The 21,221-nt window shown below is 51.3% G+C and carries 21 protein-coding genes and 1 tRNA gene; 13 read left to right on the plus strand and 9 right to left on the minus strand.

Going from position 1 to position 21,221, the window contains the following annotated elements:
• Positions 1-29: 29 nt before the first annotated feature.
• From prmC to hemA, 3 genes are all read right to left on the minus strand, one after another.
• Positions 30-872 (minus strand): peptide chain release factor N(5)-glutamine methyltransferase, encoded by an 843-nt coding sequence (gene prmC / locus ABWW03_RS01105; protein WP_353405837.1) that lies wholly within the window; start codon positions 870-872, stop codon positions 30-32.
• Positions 873-890: 18 nt separating this feature from the next.
• Complete coding sequence (gene prfA, locus ABWW03_RS01110; protein WP_353405838.1) at positions 891-1,973, minus strand: peptide chain release factor 1; 1,083 nt, start codon at positions 1,971-1,973, stop codon at positions 891-893.
• 79 nt (positions 1,974-2,052) lie between these two features.
• Complete coding sequence (hemA, locus tag ABWW03_RS01115) at positions 2,053-3,324, minus strand: glutamyl-tRNA reductase (RefSeq protein WP_353405839.1); 1,272 nt, start codon at positions 3,322-3,324, stop codon at positions 2,053-2,055.
• Between the two features lie 244 nt (positions 3,325-3,568).
• On the opposite strand from hemA, the gene ABWW03_RS01120 reads away from it, so the two are divergent.
• The 10 genes from ABWW03_RS01120 to ABWW03_RS01165 all read left to right on the plus strand — a co-directional run bounded on the left by ABWW03_RS01120 (position 3,569) and on the right by ABWW03_RS01165 (position 12,224).
• Positions 3,569-5,305: a tetratricopeptide repeat protein gene (locus tag ABWW03_RS01120; protein ID WP_353405840.1), complete on the plus strand. Its 1,737-nt coding sequence runs from the start codon at positions 3,569-3,571 to the stop codon at positions 5,303-5,305.
• A 2-nt stretch (positions 5,306-5,307) separates the two neighbouring features.
• Entirely contained in the window at positions 5,308-5,919 is a 612-nt protein-coding gene (gene lolB, locus ABWW03_RS01125) for a lipoprotein insertase outer membrane protein LolB (RefSeq protein WP_353405841.1), read from the plus strand.
• A 15-nt stretch (positions 5,920-5,934) separates the two neighbouring features.
• The gene (gene ispE, locus ABWW03_RS01130; protein WP_353405842.1) at positions 5,935-6,783 is read left to right on the plus strand and encodes a 4-(cytidine 5'-diphospho)-2-C-methyl-D-erythritol kinase; all 849 of its coding nucleotides are present in this window, start codon (positions 5,935-5,937) and stop codon (positions 6,781-6,783) included.
• Between the two features lie 17 nt (positions 6,784-6,800).
• Positions 6,801-6,875 (plus strand) — tRNA-Gln (locus ABWW03_RS01135).
• Between the two features lie 158 nt (positions 6,876-7,033).
• Positions 7,034-7,963 (plus strand): ribose-phosphate pyrophosphokinase, encoded by a 930-nt coding sequence (locus tag ABWW03_RS01140; protein ID WP_353407106.1) that lies wholly within the window; start codon positions 7,034-7,036, stop codon positions 7,961-7,963.
• 99 nt (positions 7,964-8,062) lie between these two features.
• Positions 8,063-8,695, plus strand: a complete 633-nt coding sequence (locus ABWW03_RS01145; protein ID WP_353405843.1) for a 50S ribosomal protein L25/general stress protein Ctc — start codon at positions 8,063-8,065, stop codon at positions 8,693-8,695.
• 162 nt (positions 8,696-8,857) lie between these two features.
• Positions 8,858-9,328, plus strand: a complete 471-nt coding sequence (locus ABWW03_RS01150) for a nuclear transport factor 2 family protein (protein WP_353405844.1) — start codon at positions 8,858-8,860, stop codon at positions 9,326-9,328.
• The gene (locus ABWW03_RS01155; RefSeq protein WP_353405845.1) at positions 9,325-9,591 is read left to right on the plus strand and encodes a hypothetical protein; all 267 of its coding nucleotides are present in this window, start codon (positions 9,325-9,327) and stop codon (positions 9,589-9,591) included. Before ABWW03_RS01150 ends, ABWW03_RS01155 begins: the two co-directional genes overlap by 4 nt.
• A 27-nt stretch (positions 9,592-9,618) precedes the next feature.
• Positions 9,619-10,203 (plus strand): aminoacyl-tRNA hydrolase, encoded by a 585-nt coding sequence (gene pth, locus ABWW03_RS01160; RefSeq protein ID WP_353405846.1) that lies wholly within the window; start codon positions 9,619-9,621, stop codon positions 10,201-10,203.
• Between the two features lie 191 nt (positions 10,204-10,394).
• Positions 10,395-12,224 (plus strand): M2 family metallopeptidase, encoded by a 1,830-nt coding sequence (locus ABWW03_RS01165; protein WP_353405847.1) that lies wholly within the window; start codon positions 10,395-10,397, stop codon positions 12,222-12,224.
• Between the two features lie 101 nt (positions 12,225-12,325).
• Here the strand turns inward: ABWW03_RS01165 and ABWW03_RS01170 are convergent, their stop codons facing one another.
• A complete protein-coding gene (locus ABWW03_RS01170) occupies positions 12,326-13,222 on the minus strand; it encodes a LysR family transcriptional regulator (RefSeq protein ID WP_353405848.1) in 897 nt (298 codons plus the stop codon).
• A gap of 100 nt (positions 13,223-13,322) precedes the next feature.
• On the opposite strand from ABWW03_RS01170, the gene ABWW03_RS01175 reads away from it, so the two are divergent.
• Positions 13,323-14,309 (plus strand): zinc-dependent alcohol dehydrogenase family protein, encoded by a 987-nt coding sequence (locus ABWW03_RS01175; RefSeq protein WP_353405849.1) that lies wholly within the window; start codon positions 13,323-13,325, stop codon positions 14,307-14,309.
• Between the two features lie 10 nt (positions 14,310-14,319).
• Entirely contained in the window at positions 14,320-15,126 is an 807-nt protein-coding gene (locus tag ABWW03_RS01180) for an SDR family NAD(P)-dependent oxidoreductase (protein ID WP_353405850.1), read from the plus strand.
• 57 nt (positions 15,127-15,183) lie between these two features.
• Here the strand turns inward: ABWW03_RS01180 and ABWW03_RS01185 are convergent, their stop codons facing one another.
• The 5 genes from ABWW03_RS01185 to ABWW03_RS01205 all read right to left on the minus strand — a co-directional run bounded on the left by ABWW03_RS01185 (position 15,184) and on the right by ABWW03_RS01205 (position 19,193).
• Positions 15,184-15,621, minus strand: a complete 438-nt coding sequence (locus ABWW03_RS01185; RefSeq protein WP_353405851.1) for a bifunctional diaminohydroxyphosphoribosylaminopyrimidine deaminase/5-amino-6-(5-phosphoribosylamino)uracil reductase RibD — start codon at positions 15,619-15,621, stop codon at positions 15,184-15,186.
• Positions 15,622-15,634: 13 nt separating this feature from the next.
• Entirely contained in the window at positions 15,635-15,964 is a 330-nt protein-coding gene (locus ABWW03_RS01190; RefSeq protein WP_353405852.1) for a glutaredoxin family protein, read from the minus strand.
• A gap of 79 nt (positions 15,965-16,043) precedes the next feature.
• Entirely contained in the window at positions 16,044-17,528 is a 1,485-nt protein-coding gene (locus ABWW03_RS01195) for a VWA domain-containing protein (RefSeq protein WP_353405853.1), read from the minus strand.
• A 24-nt stretch (positions 17,529-17,552) separates the two neighbouring features.
• A complete protein-coding gene (locus ABWW03_RS01200; RefSeq protein ID WP_353405854.1) occupies positions 17,553-18,491 on the minus strand; it encodes an AAA family ATPase in 939 nt (312 codons plus the stop codon).
• A gap of 12 nt (positions 18,492-18,503) precedes the next feature.
• Positions 18,504-19,193: a nitroreductase gene (locus ABWW03_RS01205; protein ID WP_353405855.1), complete on the minus strand. Its 690-nt coding sequence runs from the start codon at positions 19,191-19,193 to the stop codon at positions 18,504-18,506.
• A 285-nt stretch (positions 19,194-19,478) separates the two neighbouring features.
• Between ABWW03_RS01205 and ABWW03_RS01210 the strand changes: the two genes are divergently transcribed.
• Positions 19,479-21,203, plus strand: a complete 1,725-nt coding sequence (locus ABWW03_RS01210) for an amidohydrolase (RefSeq protein ID WP_353405856.1) — start codon at positions 19,479-19,481, stop codon at positions 21,201-21,203.
• Positions 21,204-21,221 lie beyond the last annotated feature (18 nt).

The following is a 21,221-nucleotide window of genomic DNA, read 5'->3' on the forward strand; positions in this document are numbered from 1 at the left end:
CGTTACAACACTAAATCAGGATCGGACCTTCAGGACCAACGGCCAAAGCTGATGCGCTCATTCCCGGCCAAATCGTTTTGACTGCCAACCGCACCAAAACCACGAGCAAGCAAGGCCTTTCGAACATCACTTGCTTGTTGATAGCCATGCTCCAACATCAAACATCCCCCTGCCTTCAGATAGTCAGGGGCCTGCTGAATAATAACATCCAAATCAGCCATCCCCTGGTCAGCAGCCACCAAAGCAGAGCGTGGCTCGAAACGCACATCACCCTGCTGCAAATGTGGATCTGACTCATCAATATAAGGGGGGTTGCTGACAATCAATTGAAAGCAAGAGTCGTCAGCCAGGCTCTCATACCAACAACTCTGAATAAACTCGACATTCTCAATTCGATTGGTTCGGCGATTCTGCTCTGCTAAAGCAACCGCCGCTGGGCTGCTATCCACCCCCACCACATGACAAGTCGGCCACTCACTTGCCAAAGCCAATGCAATGGCTCCGGTACCGGTACCCAAATCCAAAACGCTGTCGACGCCCTTAGGAAAAAAAGCCAGCGCCTCTTCAACCAGCGTTTCGGTATCCGGACGCGGAATCAGCGTGCTGTTATTCACCGCTAACTGCAAATCCCAAAAATCACGTCGACCGATAATATGGGCAACCGGCTCTCCATTGAGGCGGCGAACCAGCAGCTCCCGAAAAGCCTGAACACTCTTGTCGTCGAGCGGTTTTTCGGGCCAGGTAAAAAGATAACTGCGCTCGCATTGCAAGCTGTGACACAACAGCAACTCAGCATCCAACTGAACCGTGTCGCTCTGTGTCGCACTCAACTCATCACGAGCGCTTTTTAAAAGACTGGCGATTGTAATCACCGAAGGCACCCTGCCTGTTTATTCAGCCAAGGCCGCCAGTTGATCGGCCTGATATTCGTTCACCAGCGGCTGCACAACATCATCCAAACGCCCCTCCATCACCTCCGCCAACTTGTACAGTGTCAAGTTGATGCGATGATCCGTTACCCGCCCTTGCGGATAATTATAAGTACGAATTCGCTCAGAACGATCACCGCTGCCCACCAAATTACGGCGCTCATCGGCAATTTCCTGAGCCGCTTTTTCCGCCTGTGCATTGTTCAGGCGTGCCGCCAACAGGGACATAGCACGAGCTTTGTTCTTATGTTGAGAACGCTCATCCTGACACTCAACGACCACACCCGTTGGAATGTGAGTAATACGAATCGCCGAGTCCGTTTTGTTCACGTGCTGGCCGCCAGCGCCCGATGCCCGGAAGGTATCAATGCGCAAATCCGCTTTATTAATATTGACCTCTTCGGTTTCGTCCGCCTCAGGCATGACTGCCACTGTACAAGCTGAGGTGTGGACTCGCCCCTGGGATTCGGTTTCCGGTACACGCTGAACCCGATGGGCACCGGACTCAAACTTCAGCTGGGAATACACCCCCTGACCTGAGATACGAGTAATGACTTCCTTGTAGCCGCCATGATCACCATCGCTCTGGCTCATAATCTCAACGCGCCAACCCCGGGTCTCGGCGTATTTGCTGTACATTCGAAACAGGTCGCCAGAAAAAATGGCTGCTTCATCACCACCGGTTCCCGCACGAATTTCCAAGAACACGTTTTTATCGTCATTCGGATCTTTGGGCAGTAATAATTTTTGCAGCTCCAGTTCCATCGGCTCTAATTGAGACTCCGCATCCTTCAACTCCTCCTGAGCCATTTCTCGCATATCGGCATCACCGTCTTTCAACAGTAATTTTGCTTCCTCAATATCGTCAAGAATGGTGGTGTAGCCGCCATAACATTTCACCACCGGCTCAATTTCCGCATACTCTTTCGACAACTCGCGAAAACGATTCTGGTCAGCAATCACTTCACCATCACTCAATAGCGCACCGACCTCTTCGTATCGATCTTGCAAGTGATCCAATTTATCTAAAATAGACTGTTTCATAATGTCGCTAAACTCTCAGGGTATTCTGCTGGCGCAGCAAATGGTTCTGCTTTGCGCCCGTCGCCACAATGCCAGACAGCTAATGTGGTTTGGATGGTTCCTTGGACAAATCGATCCCCAGCAATTCCTGGGAAATATCAATCACTTCAGCTCGGCCATCAGCACTGGCCTGTTTGAGTTTTGTCGTAGGAGAATGAATTAGTTTATTTGTTAACGCTCGCGCCAACTGAGTCATGGTCTGTGCGGCATCAGCACCGGACTCCAAAGCCCGCAAGGCTTTATCCAACTCTTTATCGCGCAAATGCTCAGCCTGCTGGCGGTAAGCTTTAATGGTTGACACCGCTTCAAGCGCCCGCATTTCCGCCTGATACTGTGCCACGCCTTCCGCAACAATCAATTCCGCTTTTTTAGCCGCTTCTTCACGGGACTTCCGGCTCTCATCGATCACCGCACGCAAATCATCCACGGTATAGAGATAGACATCATCCAGCTCATCGACCTGGGTTTCGATATCTCGCGGCACCGCAATATCCACCATAAACATGGGTTTGTGTTTGCGTTTTTTCAAGGCGGCTTCAACAGCGCCTTTACCCAACAATGGCAACTGACTGGCCGTCGATGAAATCACAATATCCGCACGCGGCAATTGCTCAGGAATATCAGACAACAAAATGGCTTCGCCATTAAGCTCATCCGTTAAGAGCTGAGCTCGCTCCAAAGTACGATTCGCCACAATGAGATGCTTGATGCCATTATTGTGCAAGTGCCTGGCAACAAGCTCGATGGTTTCACCCGCCCCTATCAACAAGGCGGTGTCTTCTTTTAAATCGGAAAAGATTTGCTGGGCCAGACTCACGGCAGCAAAAGCAACCGACACCGGGTTGGCACCAATCTCGGTTTCACTGCGTACCCGCTTGGCAACGTTAAAGATTTGCTGAAAGCTGTAGTGCAATCCGCGCCCTACCGTGCCGGCGTCGGTAGCATCAGAATACGCACTTTTCATCTGCCCTAGAATTTGCGGTTCACCCAGTACCAGGGAGTCCAATCCTGCGGCCACTCGCATCATATGCTCAATGGCCTGGGCATTGCTTAAGGCGTAGTGATAAGGCTCCAGTGCGCTGTGGGATAATTCATGAAATTCACCCAACCACCGCAAAACATCAGCGCTGTGAATCTCGCCCCAGGTATACAACTCGGTACGATTACAGGTCGACAGAACCGCTGCCTCTTCGATGGAGAGGGCATCACACATGGCTTGCAGAGCTTCGGCAACCCGGTCTGGCGCAAAGGCCACACGCTCGCGAATATCAACGGGCGCAGTGTTGTGATTAATGCCTAGAGCAAGCAGCATATCGACCTTAAGAACGGGGAATTATCGGCTAAAACAGCCCGCTATTGTCCCTTAAAGCCAGCCGCAAGGCTACTGCGATATAAACTCCCCGCCAATATAAGCCATTAGAACTCATCCAGATTAGTGCTCCGAGGTACTATATTGCCAAGGTACTATATTGCCGAGGTACTATGTTGCTATAGTAGAGCAATAACTGTCACAAGCCTCCGTCACCAGACTCCGAGGCCGAATACGAGCATAAGTAGTGAGAACACAATATAGCGTTATTGCCGGCCTCATCAGCCTGGGCCTCGCCGCCTGCAGCCAGCAACCCCAGCCCGAGCCGGAACCCGTTGTAGAGAAAGTCGAAGAACAGCCCGCCGAACCCATTCCCGAGCGCCCCTTCGCACAGGACACCCTGTACTCATTGTTAGTCGCCGAATTTGCCGGGCGGCGCGGCAACACCGATATTGCTCTGGACAACTATCTGGAACAGGCCCAACAGACCCGCGATACCGGATTGGCCATGCACAGTGCCAAGATTGCACGCCAACTGCGCAAGCCCCAAGCCGCCCTTGAAGCAGCCATGCTGTGGAGCGAACTTGACCCCAATAGTGAAGAAGCACTGTTTATTGCGACAACCGAACTGATCAACGCCAAACGTTTTGTCGAAGCACTGGAATATTCCCGCAAGCTGGAACAACGAGGCAATCAAGCCCTGCATTTGACCATCGCCAGCCAGGCCAGCAACAGTGAAGGTGCCAATCTCGGCATCATGGCCGAGCTGATTCAATCTTGGCTGGAAGAAGAGGGGGAAGACACCGAGTTACTTACCGCCCTGGCCATCTTGCTGCAACAACAGGCTCCAGATCAATCTCTGGCGCTGGCCCAACGCGCACTCGCACAAGACCCGAACTACACCAGTGCCGCCATTGTTGAAGTCAAAGCCCTGCAAAGATTGAAGCGCACTCTGGAAGCAAAATCCCGGTTGGAGGCACTCTTAAAGGAGCAACCTGAGAACAAACGCCTGCGCGTGCAATACGCCCGCCTGATGGCCAATGTCGATCTCGCCGCAGCCGAAAGCGAGTTTGCCGGCCTTTATCGAGATTACCCCAAGGATACCGAGCTGCAACTGGCTTATGCGCTGGTGCTTTACGAGCTGGGCAAAATCAACCCCGCCGAGGAGCAGTTCAGCCTGTTGCTGGATAAAGAACACAGCTACTCCATGGCGAACTATTACCTTGGCCGCATCGCCATGAACCGCCAGCAACCTCATGTCGCCATGGGCTACTTCGACGAAGTTCGAGCAGGCGATCCTAATTACCTTCCCGCATGGGTCTTTCGCAGTGACCTTCTCGTCGAGCAAGGGCAAAGCGACGAAGCCATTGCCTTGCTGGAGCGCTCGGCCAAACAATTTCCCAAGCTGGCCCAACGCTTCTTGCTGGTGACCGTGGAAGCTTTTAACAAGTATGGCCAAAGCGATATGTCCATTGCCCTGCTGAATAAAGCACTGGCGCAAGACCCTAGCAATCGCCATCTGCTTTACGGAAGAGCGATGAGCTATGAAAAACAGGATCAGCTCTCCGCGATGGAAGCCGATCTGCGCGCTATATTACAAAACAAACCGGACGATGCCAGCGTACTGAATGCACTCGGTTACACTTTGGCCACTCGCAGCGACCGAAAAGACGAAGCCTTCGAGCTGATCCACCGTGCCTTCGTCCTCAACCCCAATGACCCGGCCATTATCGACAGCATGGGCTGGATAGAATATCTTCGCGGCAATCTTGAACCCGCCTTAGGCCATTTGCGCCGCGCTATGGAAGCCTACCCTGACCATGAAATTGCCGCCCACCTGGGTGAAGTACTTTGGCAAATGGGCCGTCAGGATGAAGCCGAAGCGGTGTGGCAAGCCGGCTTTAAGCTCAACCCCGGCAGTGGAATATTGCAGGAAGTTATGCAACGTTTGAAGGCAAACCAGCCCCCAAATACGTCGGAGTAAACATGCTAAAACCATCGCTTCGATTCTGCTTAGTCAGCGCCGGTGCGTATCTGGCCGCCTGTAGCCATGTTAACCAACAGACTGAACCTGATCAGGCCAACGCTCCTCTTCAGCAACAGACCTCTGTTGAACAAAGCGCGCGCCTTGAGCAATTAGCCAAACAAAGCAACTGGCGGCTGCGAGGGAAAATTGGCCTGAAAAGCCCACAAAAAAACGGCTCAGGCTTCATCGACTGGCAACAGAAAAACGATCAGTTCCGCTTGCAAGTCAGCGGCCCCCTCGGTCAGGGCAGCACGACCATCACCGGCGATCAGCACACACTGCAAGTACAAGGTGCCGATGAAAGCTCTGCCCAGGACCCCAATCGACAGGCCGAAGAGGCTTTGGGCTGGCCGTTGCCACAACGGGAAATGCCCTATTGGGTTCGAGGACTCGCCGCCCCAGAAACCCCCCATCAAGGTGAATGGTCGAACGGTTTGCTGCAACAACTCGAACAAAATGGCTGGCATATTGAATACCAACGTTACAGCCGCCACCGCACCCCGCTGCCAGAAAAAATAAAGCTGCGGCGCGACGAAATTCACATCACCCTTGTGGTTAAACGCTGGCAATAGGGCGGTAAAGAGACATTGGATACACGGCAACACTGGGACTTAGAGCTGCCCGCCCCCGCCAAACTCAACTTGTTTTTGCACATTCTGGGCCGCAGAAGCGATGGCTACCACGAACTGCAAACCCTGTTTCAACTACTGGATCACGGTGACCAACTGAGCTTTCGTCGTCGCCAGGACCAGCAAGTTCTCCTGACACCCGACTTTCCAGACATTCCCATGGAAAGCAATCTGGTCTATCGCGCCGCCCGAATGCTGCAGGAACACGACAAGCAACAACAGGGCGTGGACATCCATTTGCACAAGCGGCTACCCGCAGGCGGCGGCATTGGAGGCGGCAGCAGCGATGCCGCCACCACGCTGGTTGGACTGAATCATCTGTGGCAAACCGGCTTAAGCAAAGCGGAATTATGCAAGCTGGGCTTACGGCTCGGCGCTGACGTTCCCGTCTTTATTAACGGGCAAAGCGCCTGGGCTGAAGGTGTAGGCGAACGACTGCAAGCCATTGAATTAGAAGAGAAATGGTATGTCGTGTTGGCACCAAACAGCCATGTTTCAACCGCGGAAATTTTTTCAAATAAAAATTTGACAAGAGACAGTTCGGCCATTACAGTAGCGGCCTTTCTTGAGCAGGGTGGTCAAAATGACTGCCAGCAGTTGGTCAGCTCACTCTACCCTGAGGTCGCTGAAACGCTGAATTGGCTAAGTCAATTCGCACCAGCTAAAATGACGGGAACTGGCGCTTGTGTCTTCGCCAGCTTCGCTGATCAAACAGCGGCTGAAGCGATACTTAAGCAAAAACCTGAACATCTCGATGGCTTTGTTGCCCGAGGCATTCAGGAATCGCCAATCCTGACACTACTTTAAATGCTCAACACCTTTACTGGGGTGTAGCCAAGCGGTAAGGCAGCGGGTTTTGATCCCGTCATGCGAAGGTTCGAATCCTTCCACCCCAGCCATCTTTTATCTCCCTGATAAACGCTCAAATTTCCAGCAATTCCCTCTTTAATCACCCCCGAAAACAAGGTAGAATGCGCGCCCCTGAATTTGCCCAATAGACAGAGCAGGGCAAACTAACCGTGAACACCAACGCTAAGGAAATACCGTGGCCGATTTAATGGTTTTTACCGGGAACGCTAACCCGGAATTAGCAAAGAAAATTGTCAACCGCCTGGGCATCCCTCTGGGTGACGCTACAGTCAGTCAGTTTTCCGATGGCGAAGTCGCGGTGGAGATTAACGAGAATGTACGCGGACGCGAAGTTTTCGTTGTGCAGTCGACCTGCGCACCCACAAACGACAACCTAATGGAGTTGATCGTCATGGTGGACGCACTGCGTCGCGCCTCTGCAGGCCGCATTACAGCGGTAGTGCCCTACTTTGGCTATGCTCGCCAGGATCGTCGCGTACGATCTTCCCGAGTACCGATTAGTGCCAAAGTTGTTGCCGACATGATGGTCGGTGTAGGCGTTGACCGAGTATTGACGGTTGATCTGCACGCAGAACAGATCCAGGGCTTTTTTGACGTGCCAGTGGACAATGTCTACGCCTCCCCGGTTTTGCTGGATGACATCAATCGCCAGAAATACGAAAACCTGGTGGTGGTTTCTCCAGACATTGGCGGCGTAGTACGCGCCCGAGCCGTAGCGAAACAGCTGGATGTCGACCTGGCCATTATCGATAAGCGTCGCCCAAGCGCCAACGTCGCCGAGGTGATGAACCTGATTGGTGAAGTGGACGGTCGTACCTGTTTGCTGGTCGACGACATGGTGGATACTGCAGGCACCTTGTGTAATGCCGCTGCGGCCTTGAAAGAGCAAGGTGCAACCAAAGTTGTTGCCTACTGTACTCACCCAGTACTGTCAGGCAATGCACTAAAGAATTTGAACAATTCAATTCTCGATGAAATGGTCGTCGCTGACTCTATTCCATTGAATAGCGAGATTGAAAAGCTGGGCACGGTGCGCCAGCTAACCTTGTCAGGCATGCTGGCTGAAGCCATGCGCCGTCTGGCCAACGAAGAATCTTTGAGTGCGATGTTCCGCTAAGAACATCCTGCTCAAGCAACACCTCAGCATACGCTGAGTATATTAACCCCGCTGCGATTCTGGTCGCGGAGAGCAGCGGAAGACAGATGAGGAAAAATCATGTCTAACGATTTTAAATTGAATGCCCAAGCCCGAGACCTGCAGGGAAAAGGTGCGAGCCGCCGCCTGCGTCGTCTGGAAAACAAAGTTCCTGCTATCGTTTACGGTGGTAAGAAAAAGCCAGCTAACATCACGATTGCTCACAATGAGCTGATCAAGCAGCTGGAAAACGAAGCGTTTTACTCTCACATCATCGAGCTGGACATCGATGGCAAAGCTGAGAATGTCATTCTGAAAGATCTGCAGCGTCACCCATCAAAAGCTCTGGTTATGCACGCCGACTTCCTGCGCGTATCCAAAACCAAGAAGCTGAAGACGACAGTACCACTGCACTTCATTAACGAAGACTCTTGCAAAGCGGTTAAGCTGCAGGGTTGCACCGTTGCTCACAGCATGACCGAACTGGAAATCACTTGTTTGCCAGCCAACCTGCCTGAGTACATCGAAGTTGACTTCGCAGAAGCGGAAGCCGGTTCTGTAATCCACATCTCTGATCTGAAACTGCCAAAAGGTGTTGAGTCTGTTGCTCTGAGCCATGGCTCCGATCACGATCTGACCGTTGCTGTTGTTAACAAGCCTAAGGGCAGCGCAGCTGACGAAGAAGAAGGTGGCGAAGAAGAAGCAGCCGAGTAATCGACTACGTTTTCTTTCTTCGAAAAAGCCGGCTTCTGCCGGCTTTTTTATTGCCCGAAAAATACCCACGACCACCAAAGCGGATCTGGCACACTCAAACGACTGTGATCCCGTAGAAGTTTCTTATAGACTGCATTTTTTACCGACTCGAGCCTACCGACGATGCTGAGACTGTTACTACTGTGTTGCTGTACCCTGACTGCCTACGCACAGGCTGATGCCCAGCAAGCCGTGAATAACACCCTGGACCGCTTCCATCAATATGCTGCTGAAGCGAACGGCCAAGCGTATTTTGAGCTGATGAGTGATGACATGGTCTACTTGGGCACCGATGCCAGCGAACGCTGGAGCAAGTCCGACTTTAAGGCCTACGCTCTGCCCTACTTCAATAAAGGACGCGGCTGGCTCTACACCGCACAGGAACGTCACATTATCCTCAGTGCAGACGGCACGTTGGCGTGGTTTGATGAACTGCTCAACAATGAAAAATACGGCGTAGTACGCGGCTCAGGTGTATTGAGTCTGACTAAAGACGGCTGGCGCTTGCGACAATACAATCTGGCGTTTCCCATTCCCAACGCATTAGCTGGGGAATTTACCGCCCGCATGAAACAACACGGCCAAACACCATGAAACGCTTCACCTTCTATCTGGCTCTGATCGCCAGCGCCGTCGGCTCGCTTATTGCTCTGGCCGCGCTGTTTGGCCTGTTATCAAGCGGACAACGGGAAACCAGCGCGTTTCTCGGCGCCATGTTTGCCCTGAGTAATGCCGCCATTGCCTACTCGATCCACATGGTGAATCAAGGTAAAGACATTGGCCACAAAACCTACCCGGCAAGCTTGGTCTCTCTGCTGCTGGTTATTTTGATGATATATCGCTGGTGGTCTTTCTAAGCCTAAGACCACAGCACGAGGAACCTTATGAACAATCCCATTCGCCTGGTTGTCGGGCTCTGCAACCCCGGCAGCGAATACGAAGGCACACGCCACAATGCCGGCGCGGACTTCGTGGATGAATTGTTGCGCCAGTACGGCGGTCAGTTCAGCCCGGAAAGCAAATTTTATGGCGAGGCAGCCCGCATCAGCATTAACGGCAAAGACATTCGCCTGCTGAAGCCCACAACTTTTATGAATCGCAGTGGCCAATCCGTCAGCGCCATCGCCAAGTTCTTTAAAATTTCACCGGAAGAAATTCTGGTGGCACACGATGAGCTGGACATGGACCCCGGTGTCGCCCGCCTGAAAATCGGTGGCGGTCACGGTGGCCACAACGGCCTGCGGGATATCATCAAGGCGCTGGGTAACAATAACAACTTCGCCCGCTTGCGACTCGGTATTGGCCACCCTGGCAGTGCCAAGGAAGTCGCCAATTATGTCCTCAAACGCCCTTCCGGCAGCGACCGCCAGGCCATCGACGACGCCATCTATGACGCCAGCAAGGTTCTGCCTCAAGCTGCACAGGGACAGTGGAACGATGCCATGAAAGAGCTGCACAGCAAGAAATAAAGCTTGCTGGCAGCGCTTCACACCTCCGTTATATCGCAGCTCATCCTGATTAGCACTCTGTTGAGCTGAACAGCACAGTAATCCCACAACAATATCGCCTCACAACTGAGCGCTATCGTGCATTATTCGTTTAATTAAAGGTTCAACTAATTAGGGCTCTACCGATTAAGTGCCCAGAAGCGGAGATAACTATGAAGCCATTAGCCCTCGTAACATGCGTGTCGGCGCTAGCCTTGTTTGGCTGCAACGAACAGGCAACCGAAACAACGGTTCAAAAAGAAAATCAACAAGCAGCGGCCCCAACCGCCCAACAGGCCAAAGCGTTTCTGGAAAAGGCCAACGAAGAATTAGGTCAGTCTCTGGAAGACTACGCCCGAGCCTCTTGGATTGCCGCCACCTACATCAACGACGACTCGCAGTACCTGGAAGCCAAAGCGGCTACCGAATTCAGCCTGCTGAGCGTTAAGCTGGCCAAAGAGGCCGCCAGCTACGATAAGGTCGAATTGGACAGCTCCAGCCGCCGCCAGATGGACGCCCTGAAACTCACCCTGAGCTTCCCGGCCCCCAACGACCCAGCACAGGCCAAACGCCTTGCTGAAATTGGTTCCAAAATGCAGGGCATGTATGGCAAAGGGAAATACTGTAACGATGAGCGTTGTTACAACTTAGGTGAAATGAGCGCTGTTTTTGCCAATCAACGCGACCCAGAATTGCTGAAAGAGTTGTGGGCAGGCTGGCGTGAAGTATCACCACCAATGCGCCCTCTTTATGAAGAACAAGTCAGCATCGCCAACAAAGGTGCCCAAGACCTGGGCTTTGATAACCTGAGCGTATTGTGGCGCTCCAACTACGACATGGATCCCGATGCTTTCGCGGCCGATGCCGACGCCCAATGGGAAAAAGTAAAACCGCTGTACGATTCTCTGCAGTGCCATGTTCGCACCAAGCTGAGTGAACACTACGGCAGCGATGTAGTACCAGCCGACGGGAAAATTCCCGCGCACCTGCTGGGCAATATGTGGGCCCAGACCTGGGGCAATATTTACGAGCTGGTTAAACCCGAAGGTGTTGAGCAGAGCTACGACTTGACGGAGTTGATCGAAAAGTCCGGCATGAGCGAAATGGACATGGTAAAAACCGGTGAAGCATTCTTCAGCTCATTAGGTTTTGAAGAATTGCCCGAAACCTTCTGGGAACGCTCCCAGTTTACCAAGCCTCGCGACCGCGACGTAGTGTGTCACGCCAGTGCCTGGGATGTGGATAACGTTGACGATCTGCGCATCAAAATGTGCATCCAGAAAAATGGCGAAGACTTCCAAACGATTCACCATGAGCTGGGCCACAACTATTATCAGCGCGCTTACAACAAACAACCGATTCTATTCCGTGGCAGTGCCAATGATGGCTTCCATGAAGCCCTAGGTGATGTTGTCGGCCTGTCCATTACGCCAAGCTATTTGGTGCAAATCGGTTTACTCGACAAAGAGCCACCTGCATCTGAAGACCTGGGTTTCCTGATGCAACAAGCACTGGATAAAATTGCCTTCCTGCCTTTCGGTTTATTGGTGGACAAATGGCGCTGGCAGGTATTTAACGGTGACCTGAAGCCGGCCGATTACAACAAAGGCTGGTGGGAACTGCGCGAAAAGTATCAGGGCATTACACCTCCTGTTGCACGCAGCGAAGCAGACTTTGATCCAGGTGCCAAATACCACGTGCCCGGCAACACGCCTTACACCCGCTACTTCCTGGCCTTTATTCAGCAGTTCCAGTTCCATCGCGCTCTGTGTGAAAAAGCCGGCTATCAAGGCCCATTGCATCGCTGCTCGGTTTACAACAACAAAGAAGTTGGCGAGAGCTTAAAGGCCATGATGGAGATGGGTTCCAGCCGCCCATGGCAGGACGCCATGCAAGCCGTTACCGGTCAACGTGAGTTGGATGCCTCCGCGATTATCGATTACTTCGCACCACTGAAAGTGTGGTTGGACGAGCAAAACAAAGGCCGTCAGTGCGGCTGGTAATGTGCTCAATCACCATCGAATAAAGGTCTTTGTTCGACGGTAAATAAGTTGATGAGCAAAACCGCAACATAAAAAAGCCAGAGCCCCTCGCTCTGGCTTTTTTATTGATGGTCCCAGTAAGGCGTTCCCGAAAAGCGCTCGACCAGAAAATCGATGAATACCCGCACCTTGGGCGCCAATAAACGGGAACTTGGGTACACCGCCCAAATCGCAGTTTGCGACTGCAGAGGATAATCTTGCATGAGCGGTTGCAGCTCTCCCCGTTTTAAATGCTCATACACACTCCAAGTAGAATTAATTGTGAGCCCCAAACCGTTCACACAAGCATCTCTCACAGCCTCACCATTATCCGTTCGAAAACGACCTTTAGCCTTGATTGTGATGTCATTTTTTTCGCCCCGAAACTTCCAGGTTTCCAAGCCCATTAAGGTAATACATTGATGCTTTTGCAGTTCATCGGGATGACGGGGTTCACCGTATTGTTCAATATAGGCAGGCGAGGCACAGAGAATACGTTTGTCTGCCGCCAGCTTCCGTGCATTCATAGTGGAATCTTTTAGCTCCGAATTTCTTATGGCGACATCAAAGCCGCCCTCAACCAAATCGACAATGGTGTCTGACAGTTTGAGATCAACGTTTAAATCCGGGTAGAGCGCCAGCCACTCTCCCATCGCCGGCAATAAGTGCATACGCCCAAATGACGCTGGCGCAGCAACTCGCAGGGTGCCACCTGGACTGACGGTTCCGGCCCCAACTGACGCCCGAGCACTGTCCACGCTGGCCAGAACGTCTTCAGCGTGGGGTAAAAAAGCAATGCCGTCCTCGGTGAGCGATACCTTACGAGTCGTACGGTGAATCAAGCGCACACCTAAAGCCTGTTCCAGCTTATTGATGTGGGCACTGGCTACGGCTGGTGACAAATCAAGTTCGTGACCGGCCTGACTGATATTTTGGCTTGTCGCGATTCGAACGAACAGTCGCAAATGCTCAACATTCATGATTATCAACAAATTCAATAAAGTGATTAAACATTATTGAATATTATCAACAAAAGCAGCAAGCCATATACTGCCCTCATCAATTATTGAGGAGCCCGCTATGAAAGCAATGATTATCCAACAGTTTGGCGATGAAGGTGTTTTTGAACTTGCCGAAGTCAGTAAGCCCAAACTACAGGAAGGCCATGTTCTGGTGAATATAGCGGCTACCAGCGTCAACACTGTGGATACCATGATCCGGGCAATGGGCGCCGAACTCCCTATTGCTCCTCCGCTTCCTGCCATTTTAGGAATGGATTTCGCCGGTACGGTCGAAGCCGTAGGAGAAGGTGTGGACGAGTTTTCACCTGGTGACGAAGTCTATGGTTGCGCGGGTGGCCTGGCAGACTTGCCCGGCACACTGGCCGAATATATCGTCGCCGACGCTCGACTTATCGCCCGCAAAGCCAAAAACCTCAGCATGCGTGAAGCCGCAGCACTCCCCTTGGTTGGCATCACTGCCTATGAAGGTTTACAACGTGCCGGTGTAACTTCGCAACAAAAAGTTCTGGTACATGGCGGCTCTGGCGGTGTCGGTCATGTTGCCCTGCAACTTGCCAAACATATGGGCGCCGAAGTGTTTTCAACCGGTGGCGGAGCACCTCAGCTTGCACTTATTGAGAAGCTCGGCGCCATTGGCATTAACTATAAAACCGATTCGGTAGAGGACTATGTTACCAAGCACACCTCAGGTGATGGCTTTGATGTGGTGTTTGATTCCGTCGGCGGTTTGAATATGCTGAATTCATTTTCCGCTGCAGCGTTAAATGCCCAAGTTGTCACGACGGTCGCCATGGCGGAACTGGATCTCGGCGAAGCACACTTTAAAGGCTTGTCTCTACACGTCGTCTTTATGTTGATTCCAATGCTGCACAATAAATACCGCGAACAACACAGCCATATTTTGCGCGAGCTAAGCAATATTGCCGAAGCCGGCGCTTTACGCCCTATAGTTGATGAACAGCATTTTTCATTAACCGAAGCTGGCCAAGCCCACGCTCGACTGGCAAGTGGTGCTACGATGGGGAAAGTGGTTATCGATATATAAGGACATCATTATGAGCAAAAAAATTCTAATTACCGGCGCAACTGACGGTATTGGCCTGGAGGCGGCAAAAATGTTTGCTGCATTGGGCCATCAAATACTTCTGCACGGCCGAAACCCGGAAAAAATAGCTGCAGCCGAGAAAATACTGGCAGAGTTGAGCAACGATGGCTCGGTTTACAGCTATCAAGCCGACCTTTCCTGCCCACAGGAAGCCAAACATTTGGTCGAACGCATAAAAAAAGATCATCAGACTCTGGATGTTCTCATCAATAATGCCGGTGTACTCAAAACCCCGGTAACGGTAACGCTCGAGGGCCTGGACATTCGTCTTGTGGTGAATACGATCACTCCCTATTACCTCACCCTCGAACTGTTGCCTTTAATGGGCCACTCCGGGCGAGTTATTAATCTTTCTTCGGCCGCACAGGCAAAAGTGGATACTCAGGCAGTGCTGGGTAAAACTCGAGTTGACGATATGACAGCGTACGCCCAAAGCAAATTGGCGATACGCCTATGGACTCGGTACCTGGCGAGAACACTCAATAAGGCATCACCGAAACTGCTCGCCCTTAACCCAGGCTCCTTGCTGGCCAGCAAGATGGTAAAAGAAGGTTTTGGTGTAAAAGGTAATGACATCGGCATTGGTGCGAAAGCCATTTTGCGCATGGCTCTGGAAGAAGATGCTGAACATCATAACGGTGACTATTTCGATAATGATATGGGTGAATTTGCAGCGTTGCCCATGGAACACACCTCAGCAAATACATCCAGCGAACTGATGGACGCTATTGAAGAGGTGTTAAGGAAATTCTACTAGGCCTCACAACAACCAAAGCCGCCTTTCTGAATAAGCCGCCTTTTCAGAAAGACGGCCTCAGGACTGGCCCAGATAAGGGGACAAAAATTCAGCCACTTCCTGTTCACAACAGGAGAGTTCAACCGAGACTCCAGCAGCCTCCAACATAGCAATACCTTTGCCATTGTTTCGCGGGTCCGGGTCCAGCATGGCAACCACAAGCTTTTGAATTCCGGCATCAATCAATGCCTGAGCACAGGCACCGGTACGCCCCACAAAAGAACAAGGTTCTAACGTCACATACGCTGTCACACTTGAGTAATCACCAGAGTAGGCATTCAAGGCCTCTACCTCGGCATGATTCCCGCCGATCGCCTGCGTATAACCTTGCGACACGATCTTTCCTTCGTTCACCAGTACACAAGCAACAGGAGGGTTCGGGCAACAAGCGGGTAAAGCCTGGCGGGACAGTGCCAGAGCGTGAAGCATAAATGAACGATGCGGATTCTCTGTCATTACACCCTATCTCTCACTTGAGATAAGCCAAAATTCTATCCGTGTTGAAACCTTTAATGACCTTTCCGTTAACCAATACCAATGGCACACCTCGCCCGCCCAGCGCTTTGAATTGTTCATAGCCTTCACTGGAAACTTCGACATCATATTCATGGTAAGGAATATTCTTCGCCTCGAGAAACTCTCGGGTCTTTGCACAATAAGCGCACCAGCTCGTGGCATACAGAATAACCTTCTCTTGGTGCATGGCCGCGTATTCCGGCGCCGGGCTGTGGAAACTGAAAATATCTTCTCTGAATTGATAGAGAAGCACCAGAACCACAATGATCAATAGCTTTTTCAAATCTCAAACCTGTATCAGTAAACCGCAGATCAGAAGAACCAAGAACGAAGACGTAAGTAGCGAAACAACGGCGCTTGCTTCAACTGTGTTTTAACAAGTTACCCAGAATGCGTTCAAGGTCACGCAAAGAGTTGCAACAATGCAATTCCGAACAGTAGGGACGGTAACTCGCCATAATGGAATCGCCGGTATCCCAACTATTAATATGCTCGGGGTTTAACCATAACACTCGACCGGCCTGTTGATAAACTTTTTGCCAGATATCCGCTCGACCATTGCCATTATTATTGCGCGCATCTCCCAACATAATGACCGTGGTTTTCTGATCAACATCCTGCAATGCCTGTTCGGAAAAATCAGCCAGAGCCTTATCGTAACTGGTGGACTGATTCGCCCACGTTGTCATAATGTCACTCAACGCTTCCTCAAGGCTTTGATCCTTGAAGAGATTCGTCACTTCGCCCATATCGGAAGAGAAGACAAAAGATCGAGTCCTAGGCAATACTTCCTGCAAACTGTGAACAAACAACAACAAAAACCGGGCTACTCGACTGACCGAACCACTGACATCGCAAATCACCATAATCTTAGGGCGATCTACAACCGTTGTTTTCCAGCGCGTATGAAACAGCACCCCGTCATAAGCGGCATTGGCAGCAATGGTCTTACGCACGTCCAACAAGCCGCGCTTACGCAGTTTACGCTTACGACTGTGCAAACTGGCAAGACGTTTGGCCGCCTTGCGCACCAAATCTGCCATTTGGTGCGCATAGTGATTGTCGATATTGGTGAGCTTTACTTTCTGCAGGGTATTCTCACGCAATTGCTGTCCCTTGGCTTCCGCATACAAGAGATATTGCTGTTCAACATAATCGCGCACCTGTTCCTGCAAATGCGCCTGCGCATTACGCAGACGCGACGCCAAACGTTGCTGGGCAAGCTCATTACTGGCATCCAGTTCAAGCAACTCCTGATTCAGCGCCTCATTTCCCATTTGGTTCATCATGCGATAACTGAACAGGGGCTTTTGAGTAAACAGCTGAATATTTTGAACCCCCTCCTGCTGTCCCGCACGGGCAATCGCCATGGCAATCTCAGCAGCATCACCGGCCTGAAGCATCTGCCCTAAGGGAGATTGCGCTTGAACAGCCAAATCACCCGAGAGCATCAATTCACTTTCTGATTCACCAGCGTCTTCGGACTCCCCACCACCCTGCCCGGAGCTGCTTGAAATATCGCTCGGTCCGTCACCATTGGCTGACAGGTCCTGATTTGGCTCCGAAGGCTCGTGAATACCGTCTTCGCCCTTTTCACCTTCAGAATCCTCCCCTTTGGTACTGGGTGTGACTTCGGTAAATTTAAAAAACTCATCGAAGTAATGTTCGTAGGTCTGTTTATCCTGCTGGTTTTTGGCAAGAACCAACCCCAATCCATGGCGCAATTGATGGCGTTCCTGCACCCCCAAAAGTTCAGCCACCTTTAATGCATCCAGAGTTTCCGCTGGAGAGACCGGTACTCCCTGCTGCCTCAAGGTATGAATAAAATCTGCAAACACTTTCTGCACGGTTTAGACCTGTCGAATGAATAGCTAGGCGTTAATCTGGTTCATAATTTTGCGCAGCTCAGGCTCCACAATCTCGATATCATCCTGATATTTCAACAACAGGCTCAAGGTATCTCGCACCCATTTTTCATCAAGATTATCGACGTTCAACAACAGCAAAGCTCTGGCCCAATCGATGGATTCACTGATAGCGGGCACTTTTTTCAGAGCCATCTGACGCAACTCATGGACAAAATCGACCAATTGCCCTCGCAGATTTTCGTCCATATCAGGCACTTGGCTGGCAATAATCTGATTTTCCAAATGGGTTTCCGGAAACGGAATATGCAAGTGTAAACAACGTCGCTTCAAAGCATCACCCAGCTCTCGAGTGTTGTTACTGGTGAGAAACACAATCGGTTTGCTTTTGGCTTTTACAGTACCGATTTCAGGAATGGAAACCTGATAGTCCGACAACAGTTCAAGTAAAAAGGCTTCAAATTCCTGATCTGATTTGTCGATTTCATCGATCAATAACACGGCACCGTCGGGTTCGCGCAAAGCCTGCAACAAAGGACGTGTTTCCAAAAACTGCTCGGAATAAAAAATATCGCCAAAGGAATGCAAGCGCTCAACCGATTCATCCAACCCTCTCGCCCCACGCATCACATCCCCCAGCTGATCTTTCAACACCTGGGTATACAGCAATTGCTTACCATACTTCCATTCATACAGCGCTTTGGCCTCGTCCAAACCCTCATAGCACTGCATGCGAATCAAAGGCGCGGCCAAATATTCAGCCGTCACTTTGGCCAGTTCTGTTTTACCGACTCCCGGAGGGCCTTCAACCAGAATAGGCTTTTGCAGGTGGCAAGCCAGGTAGACCGCCGTGGCAATCGCGTCACTGCAAATATATCCGCGCTGCTCAAAAGCACCTTGCAAGACTTCCGGAGAAGCTATTTTATCGGCGTGTTTAATAATCATGCCAAGCTCACATTAATCGTAAAAAGCAACGTTCTCAGCCAACTCGGCTCGAACGGTACGGGTTTTATTCGCGGCATGGTGGGTGTCTTCATAGCCGAAAGAAATGCCACAAAGAATCTGCATGCTGTCATCTTCTGGCAAGCCCAACTCTTTGCGAACCAAATCTGGATAGTAGGCCAAGGCGCCTTGAATACAACTGCTGACACCATATGATTCCATTACCAAATTCAAGGTTTGCAGGTAAATCCCAACATCCAATGCATTCACAATACCAAAGCTTTTTGGCATCGCAATAAATGCCACATGAGGTGCACCGAAGAAATCGTAATTACGCAGCATTGCCGCGCCCCGCCCCGCCTTGTCACCTCGCTCGATTCCCATTGAACCATACAAAGCATAGGCGCAATCTACCTGGCGCTGGCGATACTCGTCGAAAAAGCCCAGCGTCACATCAAAATCAGGTTTAGAGGGCGCACCACTGACCACAGCCTCCGCCAAGCTCTTGGCAAAGCTACGGCAGCGTTCACCGGAAATCACATAGGCCTGCCAAGGTTGGGTATTGCAGTTTGAAGGCGCCTGTTGTGCTTTTTGAAAGATAGTTTCCAGGAGATCTTTCTCGATAACTTGTTCGGTAAATCCCCGCACACTGTAACGCCCTTCCAGCAGGGCATATAAATCACTTTGCTGTGGTGTGATACTCATACTGATATCCAATCCTTCTCTTAATCTCTGCATCTCAAATTGTTGCGGCTTCATACAATGGCCAGTTCGACTGAAAAGCCCCAACCACTGAAATAATGCTCCTACCTTAACGCCCCTAAGCGGTTTGTCTATGTCTAAAACGTCTTTTCTACCGACCACTGATGCCAATGACCGCAATCGGACTTTCGATTGCCAACAACTGTCACTATTAGCCAAGTAGAGAGCCTCAAAATTTGATAGCCTTGGGATTTACCATAGCCACCCCATAACAATAAAGAGGCACCTATGTCGCTGCTGAAAACCCTGGCCAAGGCCTTGACCGGTATTGTATTGCTGCTTACGGTCATCGCGGTTGCCATTTACATGCACTTCAACCCCCAAGCTGACGATGAACAGGCATATATCAATGCCCGGATTCTGACGATGGATGCAAATGGCCATATTGCAGAAGCCATGTACATCAAAAAAGATCGCATCGTTGCTGTCGGCAGCAACAGCGACATCAAAAAACGCATCGATGACCGAATCACGGCTCGTGATATGAAGGGCGCAGTGATGATGCCGGGCATTATCGACGCTCACGGACACTTCCCCGGCTCCGGCCTCGCAGCCGTGGCAGCCGACTTGAACAGCCCCCCAATCGGCGGGGTGAAAACCATTGCGGACGCCCTCGAACTGCTGCGACAACAAGTAGAACAGAGCCCTAAAGGCAGCTGGGTCTACGCTTTTGGTTTTGATGACACTCAAGTCGCCGAACAGCGTTTTTTAACACGGCTTGAACTCGACAGTGTTTCCACGGAACATAATATTTATGTCAGTCACGTCTCGGGACATATGGGCATTGCCAATAGCATGGCGTTTGAAAGCGTCGGCTATGACAACACCACCCAAGCCCCTGTCGGCGGCGTCATTGCGCTTAGCGAAGATGGCCAGCTTGCCGGCCTCGTCGAAGAAAATGCTCAATATCCTCTGGTCATGAACGCACTCGACTTTGGCGCCAAACAGTTTTACGCCATGTCCCGCTACGCCAGTGACGAGTACTTACGTCAAGGTGTGACCTCAGCGCAAGTCGGGCTCGCCAATAAGAAATTTATTCAAGCCGTATCGACGTTCGGCCAGCTCGGCATCTACCCACAGCGCGTTGTTATGTGGCCCGACCTTGAAGCTGCACGCGCGATTCGCGCCGGAGAGTTAAGCGTAAATAATATTGAAAGCGAGCGGGTAAAACTGGGCGCCCTGAAGCTGATCACCGACGGTTCCATCCAAGGTTATACCGGCTTTCTTGGTCACCCTTATCATGTACAAGCCGAAGGTAAAGACGACGATTATCGAGGCTATCCCACAATGGAACGAGAGGAACTGCTCGCGACCGTCGAAGATTTTCACAAAGCCGGATGGCAAATTGCACTGCATGGTAATGGTGACGCCGCCATCGACTTGATCATCGAAGCCTATCGCCTTGCCCAAGAAAAACACCCAAGAGAAGATGCACGCCCCATCATTATTCATGCGCAAATGACCCGTGATGATCAGCTCGATCAGTTTGCCGAACTCGGCATGACCCCCAGCTTTTTTAATAGCCATGTGTACTACTGGGGAGACCGTCACAAAGCCTTGTTTATGGGAGCAGAACGCGCCGCTCGCATCAGCCCAATGGCGGGAGCCAAAGCGCGTGGAGTTCCCTTTACTCTGCACCTGGACACCCCTATCGTGCCGATGACACCATTCCTCGCCGCCTGGTCTGCTGTCAGCCGCGAAACCGCAGGCGGTGATGTACTGGGTCCAGAACAAGCGATCAGCCCAATGGATGCTCTACGCGCAATGACGATTGACGCCGCTTGGCAAATATTTGCAGAAGACGATCGCGGTTCGATTGAAGCCGGAAAACTCGCGGACTTTATTGTGCTGGATCGTGACCCACTCATTAGCGCGGACGCGCTGCGAAACGTCCAGGTGAAAGAAACGTTTATCGGTGGCGTACCACGCTTCCAATCCGCTGAAAGCCCATAAATACCGTCAGTCACAAGC

The organism is Pseudoteredinibacter isoporae (assembly GCF_040372805.1).
In the GTDB taxonomy this organism is placed as follows: Bacteria; Pseudomonadota; Gammaproteobacteria; order Pseudomonadales; family Cellvibrionaceae; genus Pseudoteredinibacter; species Pseudoteredinibacter isoporae_A.

Bases quoted from the DNA above. Each gene is read 5' to 3' on its own strand.
- prfA (WP_353405838.1), bottom strand. From the start codon at position 1,973: ATGAAACAGTCTATTTTAGATAAATTGGATCACTTGCAAGATCGATAC.
- hemA (WP_353405839.1), bottom strand. From the start codon at position 3,324: ATGCTGCTTGCTCTAGGCATTAATCACAACACTGCGCCCGTTGATATT.
- lolB (WP_353405841.1), top strand. From the start codon at position 5,308: ATGCTAAAACCATCGCTTCGATTCTGCTTAGTCAGCGCCGGTGCGTAT.
- ABWW03_RS01140 (WP_353407106.1), top strand. From the start codon at position 7,034: ATGGTTTTTACCGGGAACGCTAACCCGGAATTAGCAAAGAAAATTGTC.
- ABWW03_RS01145 (WP_353405843.1), top strand. From the start codon at position 8,063: ATGTCTAACGATTTTAAATTGAATGCCCAAGCCCGAGACCTGCAGGGA.
- ABWW03_RS01150 (WP_353405844.1), top strand. From the start codon at position 8,858: ATGCTGAGACTGTTACTACTGTGTTGCTGTACCCTGACTGCCTACGCA.
- ABWW03_RS01155 (WP_353405845.1), top strand. From the start codon at position 9,325: ATGAAACGCTTCACCTTCTATCTGGCTCTGATCGCCAGCGCCGTCGGC.
- pth (WP_353405846.1), top strand. From the start codon at position 9,619: ATGAACAATCCCATTCGCCTGGTTGTCGGGCTCTGCAACCCCGGCAGC.
- ABWW03_RS01165 (WP_353405847.1), top strand. From the start codon at position 10,395: ATGAAGCCATTAGCCCTCGTAACATGCGTGTCGGCGCTAGCCTTGTTT.
- ABWW03_RS01170 (WP_353405848.1), bottom strand. From the start codon at position 13,222: ATGAATGTTGAGCATTTGCGACTGTTCGTTCGAATCGCGACAAGCCAA.
- ABWW03_RS01175 (WP_353405849.1), top strand. From the start codon at position 13,323: ATGAAAGCAATGATTATCCAACAGTTTGGCGATGAAGGTGTTTTTGAA.
- ABWW03_RS01180 (WP_353405850.1), top strand. From the start codon at position 14,320: ATGAGCAAAAAAATTCTAATTACCGGCGCAACTGACGGTATTGGCCTG.
- ABWW03_RS01185 (WP_353405851.1), bottom strand. From the start codon at position 15,621: ATGACAGAGAATCCGCATCGTTCATTTATGCTTCACGCTCTGGCACTG.
- ABWW03_RS01200 (WP_353405854.1), bottom strand. From the start codon at position 18,491: ATGATTATTAAACACGCCGATAAAATAGCTTCTCCGGAAGTCTTGCAA.
- ABWW03_RS01205 (WP_353405855.1), bottom strand. From the start codon at position 19,193: ATGAGTATCACACCACAGCAAAGTGATTTATATGCCCTGCTGGAAGGG.
- ABWW03_RS01210 (WP_353405856.1), top strand. From the start codon at position 19,479: ATGTCGCTGCTGAAAACCCTGGCCAAGGCCTTGACCGGTATTGTATTG.